This is a genomic window from Streptomyces sp. NBC_00370, from assembly GCF_036084755.1.
Taxonomy (GTDB): domain Bacteria; phylum Actinomycetota; class Actinomycetes; order Streptomycetales; family Streptomycetaceae; genus Streptomyces.
On the sequence record NZ_CP107968.1, the window covers coordinates 6,484,230 to 6,500,234 of the forward strand.

At 70.4% G+C, this 16,005-nt stretch carries 13 protein-coding genes; 9 read left to right on the forward strand and 4 right to left on the reverse strand.

Annotated features, from left to right (window positions below; genetic code table 11):
- The first annotated feature begins 118 nt into the window (after nucleotides 1-118).
- A complete protein-coding gene (locus tag OHS57_RS28985) occupies nucleotides 119-1,039 on the forward strand; it encodes an alpha/beta fold hydrolase (RefSeq protein WP_328583781.1) in 921 nt (306 codons plus the stop codon).
- On the opposite strand, the gene OHS57_RS28990 is transcribed toward OHS57_RS28985, so the two are convergent.
- Nucleotides 982-2,670 (reverse strand): serine/threonine-protein kinase, encoded by a 1,689-nt coding sequence (locus OHS57_RS28990; RefSeq protein ID WP_328583782.1) that lies wholly within the window; start codon nucleotides 2,668-2,670, stop codon nucleotides 982-984. The genes OHS57_RS28985 and OHS57_RS28990 overlap by 58 nt on opposite strands.
- A 136-nt stretch (nucleotides 2,671-2,806) precedes the next feature.
- Here OHS57_RS28990 and OHS57_RS28995 point away from each other — a divergent pair, with 136 nt between their 5' ends.
- Nucleotides 2,807-3,196 (forward strand): hypothetical protein, encoded by a 390-nt coding sequence (locus OHS57_RS28995; protein WP_328583783.1) that lies wholly within the window; start codon nucleotides 2,807-2,809, stop codon nucleotides 3,194-3,196.
- Nucleotides 3,197-3,310: 114 nt separating this feature from the next.
- On the opposite strand, the gene OHS57_RS29000 is transcribed toward OHS57_RS28995, so the two are convergent.
- Nucleotides 3,311-6,121, reverse strand: coding sequence for a hypothetical protein (locus OHS57_RS29000; protein ID WP_328583784.1), 2,811 nt, complete (start codon nucleotides 6,119-6,121; stop codon nucleotides 3,311-3,313).
- Between the two features lie 284 nt (nucleotides 6,122-6,405).
- Nucleotides 6,406-7,875, reverse strand: a complete 1,470-nt coding sequence (locus OHS57_RS29005; protein WP_041983215.1) for a sugar porter family MFS transporter — start codon at nucleotides 7,873-7,875, stop codon at nucleotides 6,406-6,408.
- 226 nt (nucleotides 7,876-8,101) lie between these two features.
- Here OHS57_RS29005 and OHS57_RS29010 point away from each other — a divergent pair, with 226 nt between their 5' ends.
- The 3 genes from OHS57_RS29010 to OHS57_RS29020 all read left to right on the forward strand — a co-directional run bounded on the left by OHS57_RS29010 (nucleotide 8,102) and on the right by OHS57_RS29020 (nucleotide 9,521).
- The gene (locus OHS57_RS29010; protein ID WP_041983212.1) at nucleotides 8,102-8,503 is read left to right on the forward strand and encodes a cell division protein SepF; all 402 of its coding nucleotides are present in this window, start codon (nucleotides 8,102-8,104) and stop codon (nucleotides 8,501-8,503) included.
- Between the two features lie 45 nt (nucleotides 8,504-8,548).
- A complete protein-coding gene (locus tag OHS57_RS29015) occupies nucleotides 8,549-8,941 on the forward strand; it encodes a nucleotide pyrophosphohydrolase (protein WP_041983210.1) in 393 nt (130 codons plus the stop codon).
- Between the two features lie 130 nt (nucleotides 8,942-9,071).
- Nucleotides 9,072-9,521, forward strand: a complete 450-nt coding sequence (locus OHS57_RS29020) for a DUF6099 family protein (protein WP_328583785.1) — start codon at nucleotides 9,072-9,074, stop codon at nucleotides 9,519-9,521.
- Between the two features lie 60 nt (nucleotides 9,522-9,581).
- Here the strand turns inward: OHS57_RS29020 and OHS57_RS29025 are convergent, their stop codons facing one another.
- Nucleotides 9,582-9,770, reverse strand: a complete 189-nt coding sequence (locus tag OHS57_RS29025; RefSeq protein ID WP_328583786.1) for a hypothetical protein — start codon at nucleotides 9,768-9,770, stop codon at nucleotides 9,582-9,584.
- 133 nt (nucleotides 9,771-9,903) lie between these two features.
- On the opposite strand from OHS57_RS29025, the gene OHS57_RS29030 reads away from it, so the two are divergent.
- From OHS57_RS29030 to OHS57_RS29045, 4 genes are all read left to right on the forward strand, one after another.
- Nucleotides 9,904-10,827 carry an LLM class F420-dependent oxidoreductase gene (locus OHS57_RS29030; protein ID WP_041983207.1) on the forward strand — a complete coding sequence of 308 codons (924 nt, stop codon included), beginning with the start codon at nucleotides 9,904-9,906 and terminating at the stop codon, nucleotides 10,825-10,827.
- A 77-nt stretch (nucleotides 10,828-10,904) separates the two neighbouring features.
- A complete protein-coding gene (gene mmuM, locus OHS57_RS29035) occupies nucleotides 10,905-11,816 on the forward strand; it encodes a homocysteine S-methyltransferase (RefSeq protein WP_328583787.1) in 912 nt (303 codons plus the stop codon).
- A gap of 43 nt (nucleotides 11,817-11,859) precedes the next feature.
- Nucleotides 11,860-13,389 carry a 3' terminal RNA ribose 2'-O-methyltransferase Hen1 gene (locus OHS57_RS29040; RefSeq protein ID WP_328583788.1) on the forward strand — a complete coding sequence of 510 codons (1,530 nt, stop codon included), beginning with the start codon at nucleotides 11,860-11,862 and terminating at the stop codon, nucleotides 13,387-13,389.
- Nucleotides 13,386-15,965, forward strand: coding sequence for a polynucleotide kinase-phosphatase (locus OHS57_RS29045; protein ID WP_328583789.1), 2,580 nt, complete (start codon nucleotides 13,386-13,388; stop codon nucleotides 15,963-15,965). Before OHS57_RS29040 ends, OHS57_RS29045 begins: the two co-directional genes overlap by 4 nt.
- The last annotated feature ends 40 nt before the right edge of the window (nucleotides 15,966-16,005 follow it).

The following is a 16,005-nucleotide window of genomic DNA, read 5'->3' on the forward strand; positions in this document are numbered from 1 at the left end:
CGAAGAGGAGGTCACCCGAAGCTCACCACCTGAGTCAGAAGTGCCGTCTTGGCATCCCCAGTCTAGTTACCTACCGTTTTGTTGTCACCATTGGTAACTGCTTAGGAGGCGGTCCCGTATGTCTGTCGCACTGCGCCGGGTCACGGCCAACGGAATCGATCTCAACGTGGCCGTCACGGGCGAGGGCCCGGCCGTCCTGCTGCTGCACGGCTTCCCGCACACCTGGGAGCTGTGGACCGACGTCATGGCCGGGCTCGCCGACCGCTACCGGCTGATCGCACCGGACCTGCGCGGGGCCGGTGCGAGCGCGCGGGCGGTGGACGGGTACGACGCCGGTACGCTCGCGGCCGACGCCGAAGCGCTCCTCGGCGCGCTCGGCGAGACCTCAGCGGCGGTGGTCGGCATCGACGCGGGCGCCCCGCCCGCCTTCCTCCTCGCCATGCGCCGACCGGACCTCGTCCGTCAACTCGTCGTGATGGAGTCGCTGTTGGGCACGCTGCCCGGGGCCGAGTCGTTCCTCGCGCACGGCGCGCCGTGGTGGTTCGGGTTCCACGCGGTCCCCGGCCTCGCCGAATCCGTACTCGTCGGCCACGAGGCCGAGTACATCGACTGGTTCCTCGACGCGGGCACCCTCGGTGCGGGCGTGCGGCCCGCCGTCCGCGACGCGTTCGTCCGCGCGTACACCGGAAGCGAGGCGCTGCGCTGCGCCTTCTCGTACTATCGGGCGCTGCCGACCAGCGCCCGGCAGATCCAACAAGCGTCTGAAGCGGGCCGGTTGACCGTACCGACGATGGCGATCGGCGCCCAGCCGGTCGGTCCGGTGCTGGAAGGGCAACTTCGTCCGCTCGCCGACGATCTCGTCGGGCACGTCATCGAGGACTGCGGTCACATCGTCCCGCAGCACCGCCCTGACGAACTGCTCGCCCTCCTGGACCCGTTCCTGGACTCGACCCTGGACTTGTATCGAGCCGAGGGCAACGCTCAGCGACGCCAGGGGCGTTCATCAGCTGACGACGACGGCAGCCGGGTCGGGAGATAGACGTCCGGCGCATGCTGCGACAACTCGGCGTGCAGTTCGGCGAACGTACCTTCCGTCCAGGCGGGCAGGACGAAGCTCAGCGACAACCAGGCCCGGTCGGCTGCCGGTTGGGTGCGGGCGGGGCCCGGCCCTTCGCGGAAGACGTTCGGCACACTGCCGTGTTCGGGCAGCCCCATGACGACGGTCAGCTCGAAGGACGACGGATGCTGGACGGTCACCCAGCTCAGCTCCTCCCACCTCCGGGACCAGACGACGCTCCCGGAGGTGAAGTGCAGCCCCTGCGGATCCACCTGGACGGAGGTGGCGTTGTCCCGGCGGTTCCTCCTGGCCACGATCGCCACGACGACGGCGGCGATGAGGAGCATGGGCAGCAGGGTCAGGACCGTCATGACGTTGCCCATGAAGTACAGGCAGACGCAGACGACGACGAAGCCGAGCATGACGAGACGGCCGGTGGGGAGCTTGGTTCCCGTGGCCCGGTACGCGGAGTCCGCAGGCGTGATGGCGCCTGCGCCTGCATACCCACCTGTGCCGGTACGCGCTGCCGCCCCCGCGCCCGTACCGGTCCCGGCGCGGGCTCTGGACCGGCCGGTCGGGGTGGCGGCGGAGGCGGGAGGCCGGACCGGACGCGGCGACTGCGCCGGCCGCCGCGCCGGTGCCTGTGCCTGTGCCGGTGCTGCCGGTGCTCGTGCCGCCGGTGCCGGTGACACGGGCGGTCCGGGCGTCGTTCGGGTGCGGGTGTTCTGCCGGGCGGCGGCGTCGTCCACCACCGTCGGCGACGGCGGCGGAGCCGGTACCGGAGGCCGGGCCGCGTGGTCACCGCCCGCCGGGGCCAGCAGGTCCAGCACTTCCTTGGGACGCGGGCGCTTCTCCGGCTTCTTGGTGAGGCAGGCGGCGACGACGGACCGCAAGGACGCGGGCAGTTGGGACAGGTCCGGCTCGTCGTGGACCACGCGGTACAGCAGCGCCGGGGCGGTGCCCTCACCGAAGGGGCCGGCTCCGGTGGCGGCGAAGACGAGAACCGAACCGAGCGAGAAGACATCGCTCACGGCGCCGACCTCCCCGCCGATGGCCTGCTCGGGGGACATGAAGCCCGGTGTGCCGATGACCGTGCCGGTGCCGGTCAGTACGGTCGCGCCCTCCAGGGCCTTCGAGATGCCGAAGTCGATCACCCGCGGACCGTCGTCGGTGACCAGGACGTTCGACGGCTTCATGTCGCGGTGCACGAGACCCGCCTGGTGGATGGAGTCCAGCGCCTCCGAAAGACCTGCGCCCAGGCTGCGTAACTCCGCTGCGGGAAGCGGGCCTTCGTCGGCCACGAGCGTCGCCAGATCGGGGGCGGGAATGTACTGGCTCGCCACCCACGGGGTCTCGGCGTCGGGATCCGCACCGATCACCGGAGCGGTCCAGAAGCCACCCACCCGCTGCGCGGCCTCGACCTCGCGGCGGAAGCGGTCGCGGAAGCCCGGCTGGTCGGCGATGTGCGGCCGTACGATCTTGACCGCCACCTTGCGGCCGCCGCGCGAGCGGCCCAGGAAGACTTCCCCCATGCCCCCGGCGCCGAGCCTGCCGTGCAGCGCGTACCCGCCGATCTCCTGCGGATCACCGGCCTTGAGCTCCTGCGTCGTCACCGAGCACCCCCCGTCCTGGTCGCGAAGCAGCACGATAGTGCAGCGAGGCACGGGAGTTGGCCACACGTGCATAACACCTGACGGCCGCCCGCAGGGCCGTGGCAGGATGGGGATATGACAACCAACCGAAAGGTCCATGCCGCGTAGACGGCCAGGGCGTGTCCGGGCCGAACTCCCGGACCGGCAGCGCGCACAACAGGGCACGCGAAGCGCGGGCACGCGGACCGCGATCGACCGTCTCTCCTCGTCGGCGGTGTCCGAGATCGCGCGCATCGAACGCACCAGGAACTATCTGCTGCCCGGCGACACGGCCTCGGCGCTGAGCCGGTGGAAGGCGTACGGCCGCCGTACCAGGCGCCAGGTCCGGCACGACGACGAGTTCGGCGACACCGACTGGTACTGCTGCGGCGATCCGCTCGAAGGACGCACTCTCCTCGACCGTGTGATGGCATCGATGTCGCGGCAAGGTGCCCGCGAACTACGCAGCGTGGTCACCGCACTTGACGCCCGGTTCGAGGACGGCTGACACGACCGCGGCTGACCCGCGTACGGCTGCCACGCGTACGACTGAGCCGGCGGGCCCGGGCGGAATGTGCCGCCCGGGGCCGCCGACTTGTCGCACCACACACGGGTTGCCGCGTCAGTGCGCCCTGCGCACCGTCACCTCCGTGGTGTCCGTGTGGCGCGAACCCGCGCCGAGCGCCGTCAGTGACGTCCTGCCGCTCGGAGTCGTGTCCGGGATCCGTACGGTGAAGGACACCGCGCCGTGCTTGTCAGCGACGGCCCTGCCGAGCGAAGCCGCGCCCAGCGTGAACTCGACGCTCTCGCCGCGCCGGTAGCCGTCCGCGCTGACGCGTACGGTCGAGCCCGCCGCGACGGAACCCTGGACGCGCAGCTTGCCGGGCTTCAGCGACGCCTTGTACTCGGCGCACGCGCTGCCGGGGACGCCGGCCTCCGGAGCCTGCGTACCGGCGGTGACTCCGTCGTCCTCGCGTACCGTCAGGGTGTTGAACCCCTGGTCACCCATCACCCCGCCCGCGATGTCGGTCACCGACACCTTGAACGCGGTGGATCCGGTGGTGCTCGGCAGTGTGTCGCCGTACGTGGGGACCCGTACCGGCACACAGACCTGGCCGGGGGCGAAGGTCACCTTCTGCATCGCCGCGCCGGTCTTGCCGGTCGTGGAGCCGAACACACTGACATAACCGGTGACCGGATGCCGGGAAGGACGGGACAGTACGGCGGCCAACTCGGCCGTTCCGGGGCCCGATCCCTCCTCGACGTAGGCCGGAGCCAGGTCGACGGTCGTCTGCTGGGCGGGGACCCGGGAGCCAACGGCGCGGTTCTCGGCCGAGAGGTCGGAGAGGTAGACACCGCCGGCCGCCGCGCCGTCCGCGCCCCTGGCGGCCGTGAAGCGCACCTCACGGACGTCCCGCAGATCGATCCGCTTGAGCGAGGAGGTCGGGATCGTCACCTGTTGCAGGATGACCTTGCGCAGCCACGGGGAGCTGACGCCCGGCAGCCGGGTCACGGCGGCCGGGTTGAGCGCGGAGACCGGCGACGACCAGGCGCGGCCCGCGCCGTCGACGACGCTGAGGGTCAAGTCCGTCCCGGCGGGAACGAGTTCGTCGGCGGCCACCTTCACGGAGAGCTGCTGGTAGTGCCGGAGGTCGCGGTTGCCGCGCGGCACCGTCACGCGTACCTGCCCGCCCGGCGCAGCCCACGTCATGTGCAGCATCGGCGACGACGGTATGTTCCAGGCCCACTGTGCGGGTGACCAGTGCGGTACGGCGGCCTCGTTGAGGGTCGTGGTGCAGTACGGCAGGGACTGCGGAAGTGTCATGCCGCCCTTGCCGCCCATACCGGCGCACACCTCGGCCTTGGCGCCCCCGGAGGCGCGTACCGCGGCGTCGGTGTGCTCGAACGTGTTGATGTCCGTGCGGGACTTGGCGGGCTGCGTCGCGGTCACCGCGATGCTCGCGAACGGGGTCGACGGCGGTGTGACGGCCGACCCGTCGAACATCGGCTGGAACTCCTTCTCCGCGCCGAGCGTGAGCCGGAAGAAGCCGGCGATGTACGCGGTGCCGACCTGGACCTGCTCCGCCGGGTCGAGTCTCGTCGTGGTCGGGGACTTCGGGTCGCACACCGGGTCGTCGGCACCGCTGGCCGCCGCCCAGTCGTCGCCGGTGCCGGACGGCCAGCCGCCCGGTGTCCAGATGGTGTTGAAGAAGTTGTGATTGGCGCCCTGCACCAGCACGGCCGAACGGAGCACGTTGTCGGTGAAGTTGTGGCGCGAGTCGTCGACGATGTGCTGGCCCATCAGGTTCTCCACGTCCCCGTCGCAGTACGGCAGGACCGTCGCCGTCGCCACATTCGGGAGGGAGATACGGTCGTAGTCGACCGGCGCCAGCGGCAGTACGGCCTTGATGCCGAACTGCTGCGAGAGGGGCAGGGCGTCGTTGAGCGTCGAGGCCGCCACGACCCCTTCGCCGCCGCGCGAGTGCCCCATGATCCCGACATCGCCCAGGTCGAGTCGACCCGCCAGGTCGGACGGCCGCACGTCGCCCGACAGCGCCTGACCGAGACTTACATCCTTGTTGGTGAAGGCGTCGTGGTAGACGGCCTTGTCGCCGGCGTTGGCCTTCTTCAGCATCCGCAGGGTGTCGAGGACGAGTTCGCCACGGGCCTGCGCGCCGTAGTCGGCGGCGAGTTGGTTGTCCGTCGCGTTGATCGCGTTGGCGGACACGGAGACCACGACGTAGCCGTTGCTCGCGAGCGCGCGGGCCGGCGCCTCGTACCCCAGGAAGCTGGGTATGGGGGCCCGGTCCTCCGTGCTGTCCGGCGACGTACGGCAGGGCCAGCCCGCCGGGTTGGCCCTGCCGGTGCCGTAGCAGGAGCTGTGCCGGCCGTGCTCGAAGATGACGACGGGCTTCTTGCCCCGGCCGTCCGGCAGATAGATCTTGCCCTCGAACTCACCGCGCGTGCCGCCGATGTTGAGCAGCGGCAGCGCCTGGTCGCCGAAGTCGTAGACGGCCTCGGAGACATGGTGGCTGCCGAGCTTCGAAGGATCGGCCCGGAGGGTCTGCGGGGTGATCGTGGGCGCCGCCGGTGCGGCGGGAGTCTTGGGGGCCGGTGTCGCCGGAGCGCTGCTCGACGGCGACCCGAAGGCGTCGGTGGTGACGGAACTGGCGGCGGCGACCGAGGAGTCGGTGGTCACCAGGGAGAGCGATGTGCCGTCCGCGGACTCAGTCGCCGGTCCGAGGTTCTTGCCGTCCGCCGAGAGCGTCGGTGCTCCGGCCGTGACGGGAAGCGGCTTGTCGAGATCGAGGGTGACCCGGAATCCGCCGGCGACGCGGTCGACGGACCCCTGCTGGCGGGCGGTCGGCTTGGGGGAGGGGGCGGCGGTCGCGGTCCCCTGGATCAGCGTGAGGGGCAGGCATGTCAGTGCCAACACTGTGGCGATACGTCTCGCACGTCTGGTGAGTTGAGACAAGGGAGGGCCTTACTCGTGAGCGAACCAATGCCCTCGCCGTCGTTGTCGAACGATGGCGAGGGCTGTGCGATTCGCAACGTATGCAGGGCCGGTGAAAACGGCGAGACGATCTTGTTACCTGGATGTTCCGTCGGCTGATGCGGAGATATGAGGCAACAAGACGGCGTAAAAGGGGCCGCCTTGTTGCCGGTACACCGTCCGTAAGCGGCAGCTCACAGCTGCGGAAGCCGAGGAGGACGGGGTCAGACCGCGGTGCGCGGAGTGGCGTCCGGCCGGTGGTACGTGTCGCCCGTCATCGACTCCAGCTCCTGCTGCTTCGTCTCGGGCACCTTGCGCAGCACGAAGAAGAACGACGCGAGGGCGAAGAAGGCGAACGTGCCGTAGAGCCAGGAGAGTCCGACGTGCTTGGTCATCGGCTCGAAGGCGAAGGTGACGATGAAGTTGAAGATCCAGTTGGACGCGGTACCGATCGCCAGCGCCATCGCCCGCATCCGGTTCGGGAACATCTCGGCGAGCATGATCCACAGCACCGGACCCCAGGAGAGCGCGAAGAACACCACGAAGGCGTTGGCGCCGACCAGCGCGAGCGGGCCGTACGGGCTGGGCAGTGCGACGTTGTCGCCGGTGCCGTGCTGCTGGGAGAAGGCGATGGCGGTCAGCAGGAGCGCGAGGAACATACCGATCGAACCGATGGTGAGGAGCCGGCGGCGGCCCACCCGGTCCACGAACAGCATCGCGACCACCGTCATCACCACATTGATCCCGGCGGTGATCACGGACGTGGTGAACGAGCTGGACTCGCTGAAACCGACCGACTTCCACAGGGTGGTGGAGTAGTAGAAGATCGCGTTGATGCCGACGAGTTGCTGGAAGGCGGCCATGATGATGCCGACCCACACCAGCGGATGCAGCCCGAACCTGGTCCCCCTGATGTCGGCGAAGCTGCTGTTGCGTTCCTTCTGCAGTGTGTTCTTGATCTGCTCGACCCGGTCGTGCGGATCGGCCTCGCCCGAGACCCGTGCCAGCACCTCGGCGGCCTTGTCGTTCTGGCCCTTGAGCACCAGATAGCGCGGTGACTCGGGGATCATCATGGCCAGTACGCCGTACACGACGGCCGGAATCACACCGACCAGGAACATCCAGCGCCAGGCCTGCATGCCGAACCACAGCTCCTGCGAAGCGCCGCCCGCCGCACCCGCGATGCCCTTGTTGGAGCTGAGCACCACCAACTGTCCGATGGTGATGGCCAGTTGTTGCAGCGATCCGAGCGCGCCACGGCCCTTGGCCGGTGCCACTTCCGAGATGTAAGCCGGTGCGATGACTGAAGCGATCCCGATACCGAGACCGCCGATCACCCGCCACACCATCAGGTCGGGCACGGAGAAGGCGAAGGCCGAACCAATCGAGCTGATGACGAACATGACGGCGCCCAGCACCATCACCCGCCGCCGGCCCCAACTGTCCGCGAGCCGTCCCGCGTACCACGCGCCCACCGCGCAGCCCAGCAGCGCGATGGAGACCACGAAGCCGGAGAGGAACGAGCCGAGATGGAAGTGGGACCCCAGGGCGTCCACGGCTCCGTTGATCACGGAGGAGTCGAAACCGAAGAGGAAACCGCCGACGGCGGCGGCTATCGAAATACCGACTGCTTTACCGTGTGGTCCTGGTATGTCGGACTTGGGGGTTTCTGCTCCGAGGGCGGTTCGGGCCATGAGTGCCACCTGACTAACTGTCGACCTTTTTTCAACCCGTGCTCGCGTGCCCGCGCCCTGGGCGGGCAAACCAGGACGGGTGGGCGCGGGCCGGATGTGCGGCGGAGCACGCGGCGGCGCCCGTATTCCCCGACGGCCGAGCCGTGTCGCTGTTGAGCCGAACGGGTGAGGAGCGGGAGGATGGCCGAATGCGGATGCAGACACAGGGCACGGGAGGGGTGGTTCGGTGAGCAGGTACGACAGGGACCGGTACGACGTCACCGACGAACAGTGGGAGGGCCTGGCCCAGGTCGTTCCGCTGCGCAGCCGAAACGAATGGCCGTCCCGGGTCGACCACCGGACGGTGCCCGAGGAGTACGCGGCCGAGCAGCGGCGCTTCGTCGTGCTGCGGGTGCAGGTGTTCGCCGACGCGCGCGAAGTGGCTGAATATCTCATCGCCCAGATCCCGGTCCTGCTGGATCTGACCAGCGCCGAGAGCGATGTGGCCAAGCGGATTCTGGACTTCAGCAGCGGCGTCGTTTTCGGCCTCGGCAGCGGTATGCACCGGGTCGACAAGAACGTCTTCCTGCTGGCGCCGGTCGGCACGGAGGTCGAAGGCATCGCGGCGGTCGCCGCACCCAGGCCGTAGCGGAGAGGGTGGCCGCAACGGAGAGCACAGAGGAGAGGCGCGTACGTGACGCAGGACGCTCGGGACGGTACGGAGTCCGCGGCGAAGCTCGATGTGGCCGGGCTCCAGAGCCGGCTGGTCGCGTTCGCCGCCGCTCGGGACTGGGAGGAGTTCCACACTCCCAAGAACCTGGCGGCGGCGTTGAGCGTGGAGGCGTCGGAGCTGCTGGAGATCTTCCAGTGGCTGACGCCCGAGCAGTCGGCGCGGGTGATGGCGAAACCGGAGTCGGCGCACCGGGTGGCCGACGAGGTCGCCGACGTGCTGGCGTATCTGCTGCAGTTCTGCGACGTGCTGGGGATCGACGTCCTGGCCGCGCTCTCGGCGAAGATCGACCGGAACGAACACCGCTTCCCGCCGAAGGCGTCCTCTGATCATCGGCCTGGTCACTCTTCGGAGTGAGTGAGTTTCGCACAACTGCCCCGCTGTCCACAGATTTCCGTATTCCTCTGGCCTTTCGGCCGCCTGTCGCTCACTCTAGGTAGTGGGTCGAGGCGGGCTGGGTGACGGGACGGACGATCGGGGGTGGGCGATGGACGCGGAGCGGCTCATCGGGGTGAGCAGGAATGTGCTGGCCGGCAGCGCCGACGCGCGTGCGGTGCTGGCCGAGGCGGGGCAGGCGCAGGCACTCGCGCAGGCGATCGGCAGCCGGCTGGCGTACGGCGGCCCCGCGGAACTGCGCGCCGAGGCCCGCGAGCTGGGCGAGGCGGGCGAGCGCGGCGGCGGCGCCGTCGGTCCCCCGGCGCTGCGCGGCGGTGCGGAGATCAGGGCGGCGCAGCTGTCCGGGGTGGCCGATGTGAGGGGTGCCCTGACGGCGCTCGACGGGCTGTTCGGCGAGGTGGGGATCGCCTTGGTGGCCGTCGCGTGTGCCACGGACGAGGAGGGGCTGTACTGGCAGTGCATCGAGGCGATCGACGCGGCGGACGAGACCGGGGACCGGCTCGGCGGGATGCTGCGCAGACTGGGCGGGGGAGCGCCATGACGTACCGCGCGGGGTCGCTACGACCGACGGCGGGGCAGCTACGACACGACCGCGGGACCGCTAAGACAGGGGAGTGGCGGCGTCGGCCGCGAGACGTTCCGCCGACGTCTGGAGATCGGCGTCCAGCTGGGAGAGATCGGCGGTCAGCGTCTCCATCAGCTCCTCCATCCGCTGGAGCAGCCCCTTGGGGGCCTCGTCCTGGCCCGACTGCTCCGGCGCGGACTCGGCGGATGTTGCTTCCTGGGACATGACGGCCTCCTCGTGGGCCGGACGGTCCGGCTCCGCCCGAGCCAACGATCATCGCGGGCCGCCGGTCACTGCCCGGGCGCCGTGAGGTTGACGCTGTTCGATGGTGCGGGTCGGAAGGTGCAGGATGGATGTCATGGATCTTCGAATTTTCACCGAGCCCCAGCAGGGGGCCGGCTACGAGACACTGCTGCGGATGGCCAAGGCCACCGAAGACCTCGGCTTCGACGCCTTCTTCCGCTCGGACCACTACCTGAAGATGGGATCCGCCGACGGGCTGCCGGGCCCCACCGACGCGTGGATCACCCTGGCGGGTCTGGCCCGTGAGACCAAGCGGATCCGGCTCGGCACGCTGATGACGGCGGGCACGTTCCGGCTGCCGGGAGTGCTGGCCATCCAGGTCGCGCAGGTGGACCAGATGTCCGGCGGCCGGATCGAACTGGGCCTGGGCGCCGGCTGGTTCGAGGAGGAGCACAAGGCGTACGGCATTCCGTTCCCCAAGGAGAAGTTCGCCCGGCTGGAAGAGCAGCTGGCCATCGTGACGGGCCTGTGGGGGACGCCCACCGGGGAGACGTTCAGCTACGACGGGACGTACTACCAGCTGACCGACTCGCCCGCGCTGCCCAAGCCGGCCCAGGCCAAGGTGCCGGTGCTGATCGGCGGCCACGGCGCGACCCGTACGCCCCGGCTCACCGCGCAGTACGCCGACGAGTTCAACATGCCGTTCGGCTCGATCGAGGACAGCGAGAAGCAGTTCGGCCGGGTCAGGGCCGCGCTGGAGCAGGAAGGGCGCCCCGGGGACGATCTCGTGTACTCCAACGCGCTGATCGTCTGTGTGGGCAAGGACGACGCCGAGGTGGCGCGCCGCGCCGCCACGCTGGGAAGGGAAGTGGAGGAACTGAAGGCGAACGGGCTCGCGGGCACGCCGGCCGAAGTGGTCGACAAGATCGGGCAGTACGCGGCAGTCGGCTCCCAGCGGATGTATCTCCAGGTCATGGATCTGGACGACCTCGACCATGTGGAGCTGATCTCGGCGCAGGTCCAGTCCCAGCTCGGCTGAGCAAGCGGGACGGAGCCAGAAGCGGGACAGCAAGAAGCGCGACAGGAAGAACAAGGAAGAAGAGGGAGGGAGAAGCTGTGAAACCCGTCCGTACGCTCGCCGCCGCCCTCGCGCGGGAGACCGTCCTCCTCGACGGTGGCCTTTCCAATCAGCTCGCCGCGCAGGGCTGCGACCTGTCGGACGAGCTGTGGTCGGCGCGGCTTCTCCTCGACGATCCCGGGCAGATCGAGGCGGCCCACACGGCGTATGTGCGGGCGGGTGCCCGGGTGTTGATCACCTCCAGTTATCAGGCCGGGTACGAGAGCTTCGCGCGGCGCGGAGTGCCGCGCGAAGCTGCGGACAGGCTGCTGGGACGCAGCGTCGAGCTGGCCCGTGCGGCGGCGGACACCGGCGAGGACGAGATCTGGGTGGCCGCGTCCGTCGGTCCTTACGGCGCGACGCTGGCCGACGGCAGCGAGTACCGGGGGCGGTACGGCCTGTCCGTGGCCGAACTCGAACGGTTCCACCGGCCGAGGATCGAGGCGCTGGCCGCAGCCGGCCCCGACGTCCTCGCGCTGGAGACCGTGCCCGACACCGACGAGGCGCGGGCGATGCTCGCCGCGGCCGAGGGCTGCGGGGTGCCGGTCTGGCTCTCGTACACCGTCGGGGGGGAGCGGACCAGGGCTGGCCAGCCGCTGGCGGAGGCGTTCGCCCTGGCGGCCGGTTCGGAGCAGGTGATCGCCGTGGGAGTCAACTGCTGCGAGCCGGGCGACACCGAAGCCGCCGTGGCGCTGGCCGCTTCGGTGACGGGCAAACCCGTCGTCGTGTATCCCAACAGCGGCGAGCGCTGGGACGCCACGGCCCGGAGCTGGCGTGGGGCGGGCACGTTCGATCCGTCGATGGTGCGGGCCTGGCAGGCGTCGGGGGCGCGGCTGGTCGGTGGCTGCTGCCGGGTCGGACCCGAGGAGATAGCCGGGCTGGACGCGCTGACCGGACCGGAATCATGGTGAAAACCCGTGGTCGGGGCGGGCCGGGCAGACAATACTCAATCGGGTGTTCCTGACGATCAGTACGACCGGCACCCCTGAGCGTCCGGCGACCGACCTCGGCTTCCTGCTGCACAAGCATCCCGACAAGGCGCAGACGTTCTCCACCGCCCACGGCACGGCGCATGTCCTCTACCCCGAGGCGACCGCCGAGCGCTGCACTGCCGCGCTGCTGCTGGAGGTCGATCCCGAGGCGCTGCTCCGGCGCGGCCGGGGCAAGGGCAGGGGCGGCGCGCCCGACGCCGCTCTCGCGCAATACGTCAACGACCGCCCCTACGCGGCGTCCTCCCTGCTGGCCGTCGCGCTGAGCACGGTCTTCAAGAGCGCGCTGCGCGGTGACTGCCGGGCGCTGCCCGAGCGCGCGGCCAATCCGCTGCCGCTGCGGATCGACGTACCCGCCGTGCCCGCGCGCGGCGGCGCCGAGCTGGTCCGGCAGCTGTTCGGACCGCTCGGCTGGAGCACGGTGGAGGCGCGTCCGGTGGCACTGGACGAGCGGTTCACCGAGTGGGGCGAGTCCCGCTACGTACAGCTCGTCCTGGAGGGTGAGCTGCGCCTCGCCGACGCGCTGCGCCAGCTGTACGTACTGCTGCCGGTCCTCGACGACGCCAAGCACTACTGGGTGGCGCCCGACGAGGTCGACAAGCTGCTGCGGGCCGGGGAGGGCTGGCTCGCCGACCACCCCGAGAAGAAGCTGATCACCAGCCGCTATCTGGCCCGTCGCTGGGGTCTGACCAGGGCGGCCATGGAACGGCTCGAACTGGTACGGCTCGCCGAGGCCGACGACATCGACGTCGAGGCGCTCGACAACGCGGTGGAGGAGCCGCAGACCGAACCGGAAGGGGAAGCGACAGAGGTCGGGGAGACGACGGCCGAGGTGGCCGAGGTGGCCGAGGTGGCCGAGCCCGAGGTGAAGGAGCCGTCGCTCGCCGACCAGCGGCGTACGGCGATCCTGACGGCCCTGCGCGAGGCGGGCGCGAGCAGCGTGCTCGACCTCGGCTGCGGACAGGGCCAGTTGGTGCAGGGTCTGCTCAAGGACGTGCGGTTCACCCGGATCACCGGCGTGGACGTGTCGATGCGGGCGCTCACCATCGCCGCGCGCCGGCTCAAGCTGGACCGGATGAGCGAGCGGCAGGCCGGCCGGGTCAGCCTGACGCAGGGTTCACTCACCTACACCGACAAGCGGCTGAAGGGCTACGACGCGGCAGTGCTGAGCGAGGTCGTCGAACATCTCGACCTGCCCAGGCTGCCCGCCCTCGAATACGCGGTGTTCGGCTCGGCGCGGCCCGGCACGGTGGTCGTGACCACGCCCAACGTCGAGTACAACGTGCGCTGGGAGACGCTGCCCGCGGGCACGGTACGCCACAGCGACCACCGCTTCGAGTGGACCCGCGAGGAGTTTCGCCGCTGGGCGGCCGAGACGGCCGAACGGTACGGATACGGCGTCGACTTCGTTCCCGTAGGACCCGACGACCCCGAGGTGGGGCCGCCCACGCAGATGGCCGTGTTCACCGCACTGAAGGAGGCGAAGGCCGCATGAGCAGCAACACGCAGAACACCGCCACCGACAACACCGCGGGCCGCGTCCTGCCGGTGACCGACCTGTCCCTGGTGGTCCTCATCGGCGCCACCGGATCCGGCAAGTCCACCTTCGCCGCACGCCACTTCAAGCCCACCGAGGTCATCTCCTCGGACTTCTGCCGCGGCCTCGTCGCCGACGACGAGAACGACCAGAGCGCGAGCGGCGACGCCTTCGACGTCCTGCACTACATCGCGGGCAAACGGCTCGCGGCTGGCCGGCTCACCGTCGTGGACGCCACCAACGTCCAGGCCGAGAGCCGCAGACAGCTCGTGAAGCTCGCCCGCGAGTACGACGTGCTGCCCATCGCGATCGTCCTCGACCTGCCCGAGGACGTCTGCGCCGCGCGCAACGCCACCCGCCCCGACCGCGCCACCATGCCCCGCCATGTGATCAGGCGGCACCGCAGCGAGCTGCGCCGCTCGCTGCGCGGTCTGGAGCGCGAGGGCTTCCGCAAGGTGCACATCCTGCGCAGCGAGGAGGAGGTGTCCGCAGCCCGGGTCACCCTCGAACGCCGCTACAACGACCTCACCCACCTCACCGGCCCCTTCGACATCATCGGCGACGTCCACGGCTGCCACTCCGAGCTGGAGACCCTGCTCGGCAGGCTCGGCTACGCCGACGGCGTCCACCCCGACGGCCGCACGGCCGTCTTCGTCGGCGACCTCGTCGACCGGGGCCCCGACAGCCCCGGTGTGCTGCGCCGGGTGATGGGCATGGTCGCGGCGGGCAACGCCCTGTGCGTGCCCGGCAATCACGAGAACAAGCTGGGCCGCTGGCTGAAGGGCCGGAAGGTGCAGACCACCCACGGTCTCGCGGAGACCGTCGAGCAACTGGGGAAGGAGGACGACACCTTCCGCCAGGAGGTGCTGACCTTCATCGACGGGCTCGTCAGCCACTACGTCCTGGACGGCGGCAAGCTGGTGGTCTGCCATGCCGGGCTGCCCGAGAAGTACCACGGTCGCACCTCGGGCCGGGTCCGCTCGCACGCCCTGTACGGCGACACCACGGGCGAGACCGACGAGTTCGGCCTGCCCGTGCGCTACCCGTGGGCCGAGGACTACCGGGGCCGCGCCGCCGTGGTCTACGGACACACACCCGTGCCGAACACCTCCTGGATCAACAACACCATCTGCCTCGACACCGGCGCGGTCTTCGGCGGCAAGATGACCGCGCTGCGCTGGCCGGAGCGCGAGCTGGTCGACGTACCGGCCGAGCGGGTCTGGTACGAGCCGGCCAGGCCGCTGGCCACCGAGGCGCCGGGAGGCAGGGAGGGCAGGCCGCTCGACCTCGCCGACGTGCACGGCCGGCGCATCGTGGAGACCCGGCACATGGCCCGGCTCTCGGTCCGCGAGGAGAACGCCGCCGCCGCTCTGGAGGTGATGAGCCGCTTCGCGATCGACCCGCGGCTGCTGGCCTACCTGCCGCCGACCATGGCGCCGACGGCCACCTCCGGCGAGGAGGGCTATCTGGAGCATCCGGCCGAGGCGTTCGCGCAGTACCGCGAGGACGGCGTGGCGCAGGTCGTGTGCGAGGAGAAGCACATGGGCTCGCGCGCCGTGGCGCTGGTCTGCCGGGACGCGGCAGCCGCCGCCGAGCGCTTCGGCGTCGGCAACCAGAGCGGTGAAGGACCGACCGGCGCCCTGCACACCCGCACCGGACGGCCCTTCTTCGACGACCCCGCCGTCACCGAGGAGGTGCTGGACCGGCTGCGCACCGCCGTCACCGCCGCCGGGCTGTGGGCGGAGCTGGACACCGACTGGCTGCTGCTGGACGCCGAGCTGATGCCCTGGTCGCTGAAGGCGACCGGTCTGCTGCGCACCCAGTACGCGGCGGTCGGCGCTGCGGCGGGCGCCGCGTTCCCCGCCGTGACCGGCGCGCTCGAAGCGGCGGTGGCGCGAGGCGTCGACGCGGGCGCGCTGCTGGCCACACAGCGGGAGCGGGCCTCCGACGCCGCCGCGTTCACCGAGGCGTACCGCCGCTACTGCTGGGCGACGGACGGTCTGGACGGGGTGCGCCTCGCGCCGTTCCAGCTGCTGGCCGCCCGTGGCCGCAGCCTCGCCGCCGTGCCCCACGACCAGCAGCTGGCCTGGCTCGACCGGCTCGTGGAGCACGACCCGACCGGTCTGCTCCAGGTCACCCGGCGGCTGGTCGTGGACACGGGCGACGAGGAGTCGGTCCGCTCCGGTGTCGACTGGTGGCTGGAGATGACCGAGCGCGGCGGTGAGGGCATGGTGGTCAAACCGCTCCAGGCGCTGGTACGGGACGGCAAGGGCCGGCTGGTCCAGCCGGGCGTCAAGGTCCGTGGCCGCGAGTACCTGCGGATCATCTACGGCGCCGAGTACACCCGCCCGGAGAATCTGCTGCGGCTGCGCGGCAGGTTCCTCGGCCACAAGCGGTCGCTGGCGCTGCGTGAGTACGCGCTGGGTCTTGAGGCCCTGGACCGGCTCGCCGAGGGGGAGCCGCTGTGGCGGGTGCACGAAGCGGTGTTCGCCGTCCTGGCGCTGGAGTCGGAGCCGGTCGACCCCCGGCTGTGACCAGGGCGACGGATCGTCGTGGTCCGTTTGACGGGTGAAC

Coding starts and splice junctions, on each gene's coding strand:
- OHS57_RS29030 (WP_041983207.1), top strand. CDS start 9,904: ATGGATCTTCGAATTTTCACCGAGCCCCAGCAGGGGGCCGGCTACGAG.
- OHS57_RS28985 (WP_328583781.1), top strand. CDS start 119: ATGTCTGTCGCACTGCGCCGGGTCACGGCCAACGGAATCGATCTCAAC.
- OHS57_RS29005 (WP_041983215.1), bottom strand. CDS start 7,875: ATGGCCCGAACCGCCCTCGGAGCAGAAACCCCCAAGTCCGACATACCA.
- OHS57_RS29020 (WP_328583785.1), top strand. CDS start 9,072: ATGGACGCGGAGCGGCTCATCGGGGTGAGCAGGAATGTGCTGGCCGGC.
- OHS57_RS28995 (WP_328583783.1), top strand. CDS start 2,807: ATGCCGCGTAGACGGCCAGGGCGTGTCCGGGCCGAACTCCCGGACCGG.
- OHS57_RS29025 (WP_328583786.1), bottom strand. CDS start 9,770: ATGTCCCAGGAAGCAACATCCGCCGAGTCCGCGCCGGAGCAGTCGGGC.
- OHS57_RS29045 (WP_328583789.1), top strand. CDS start 13,386: ATGAGCAGCAACACGCAGAACACCGCCACCGACAACACCGCGGGCCGC.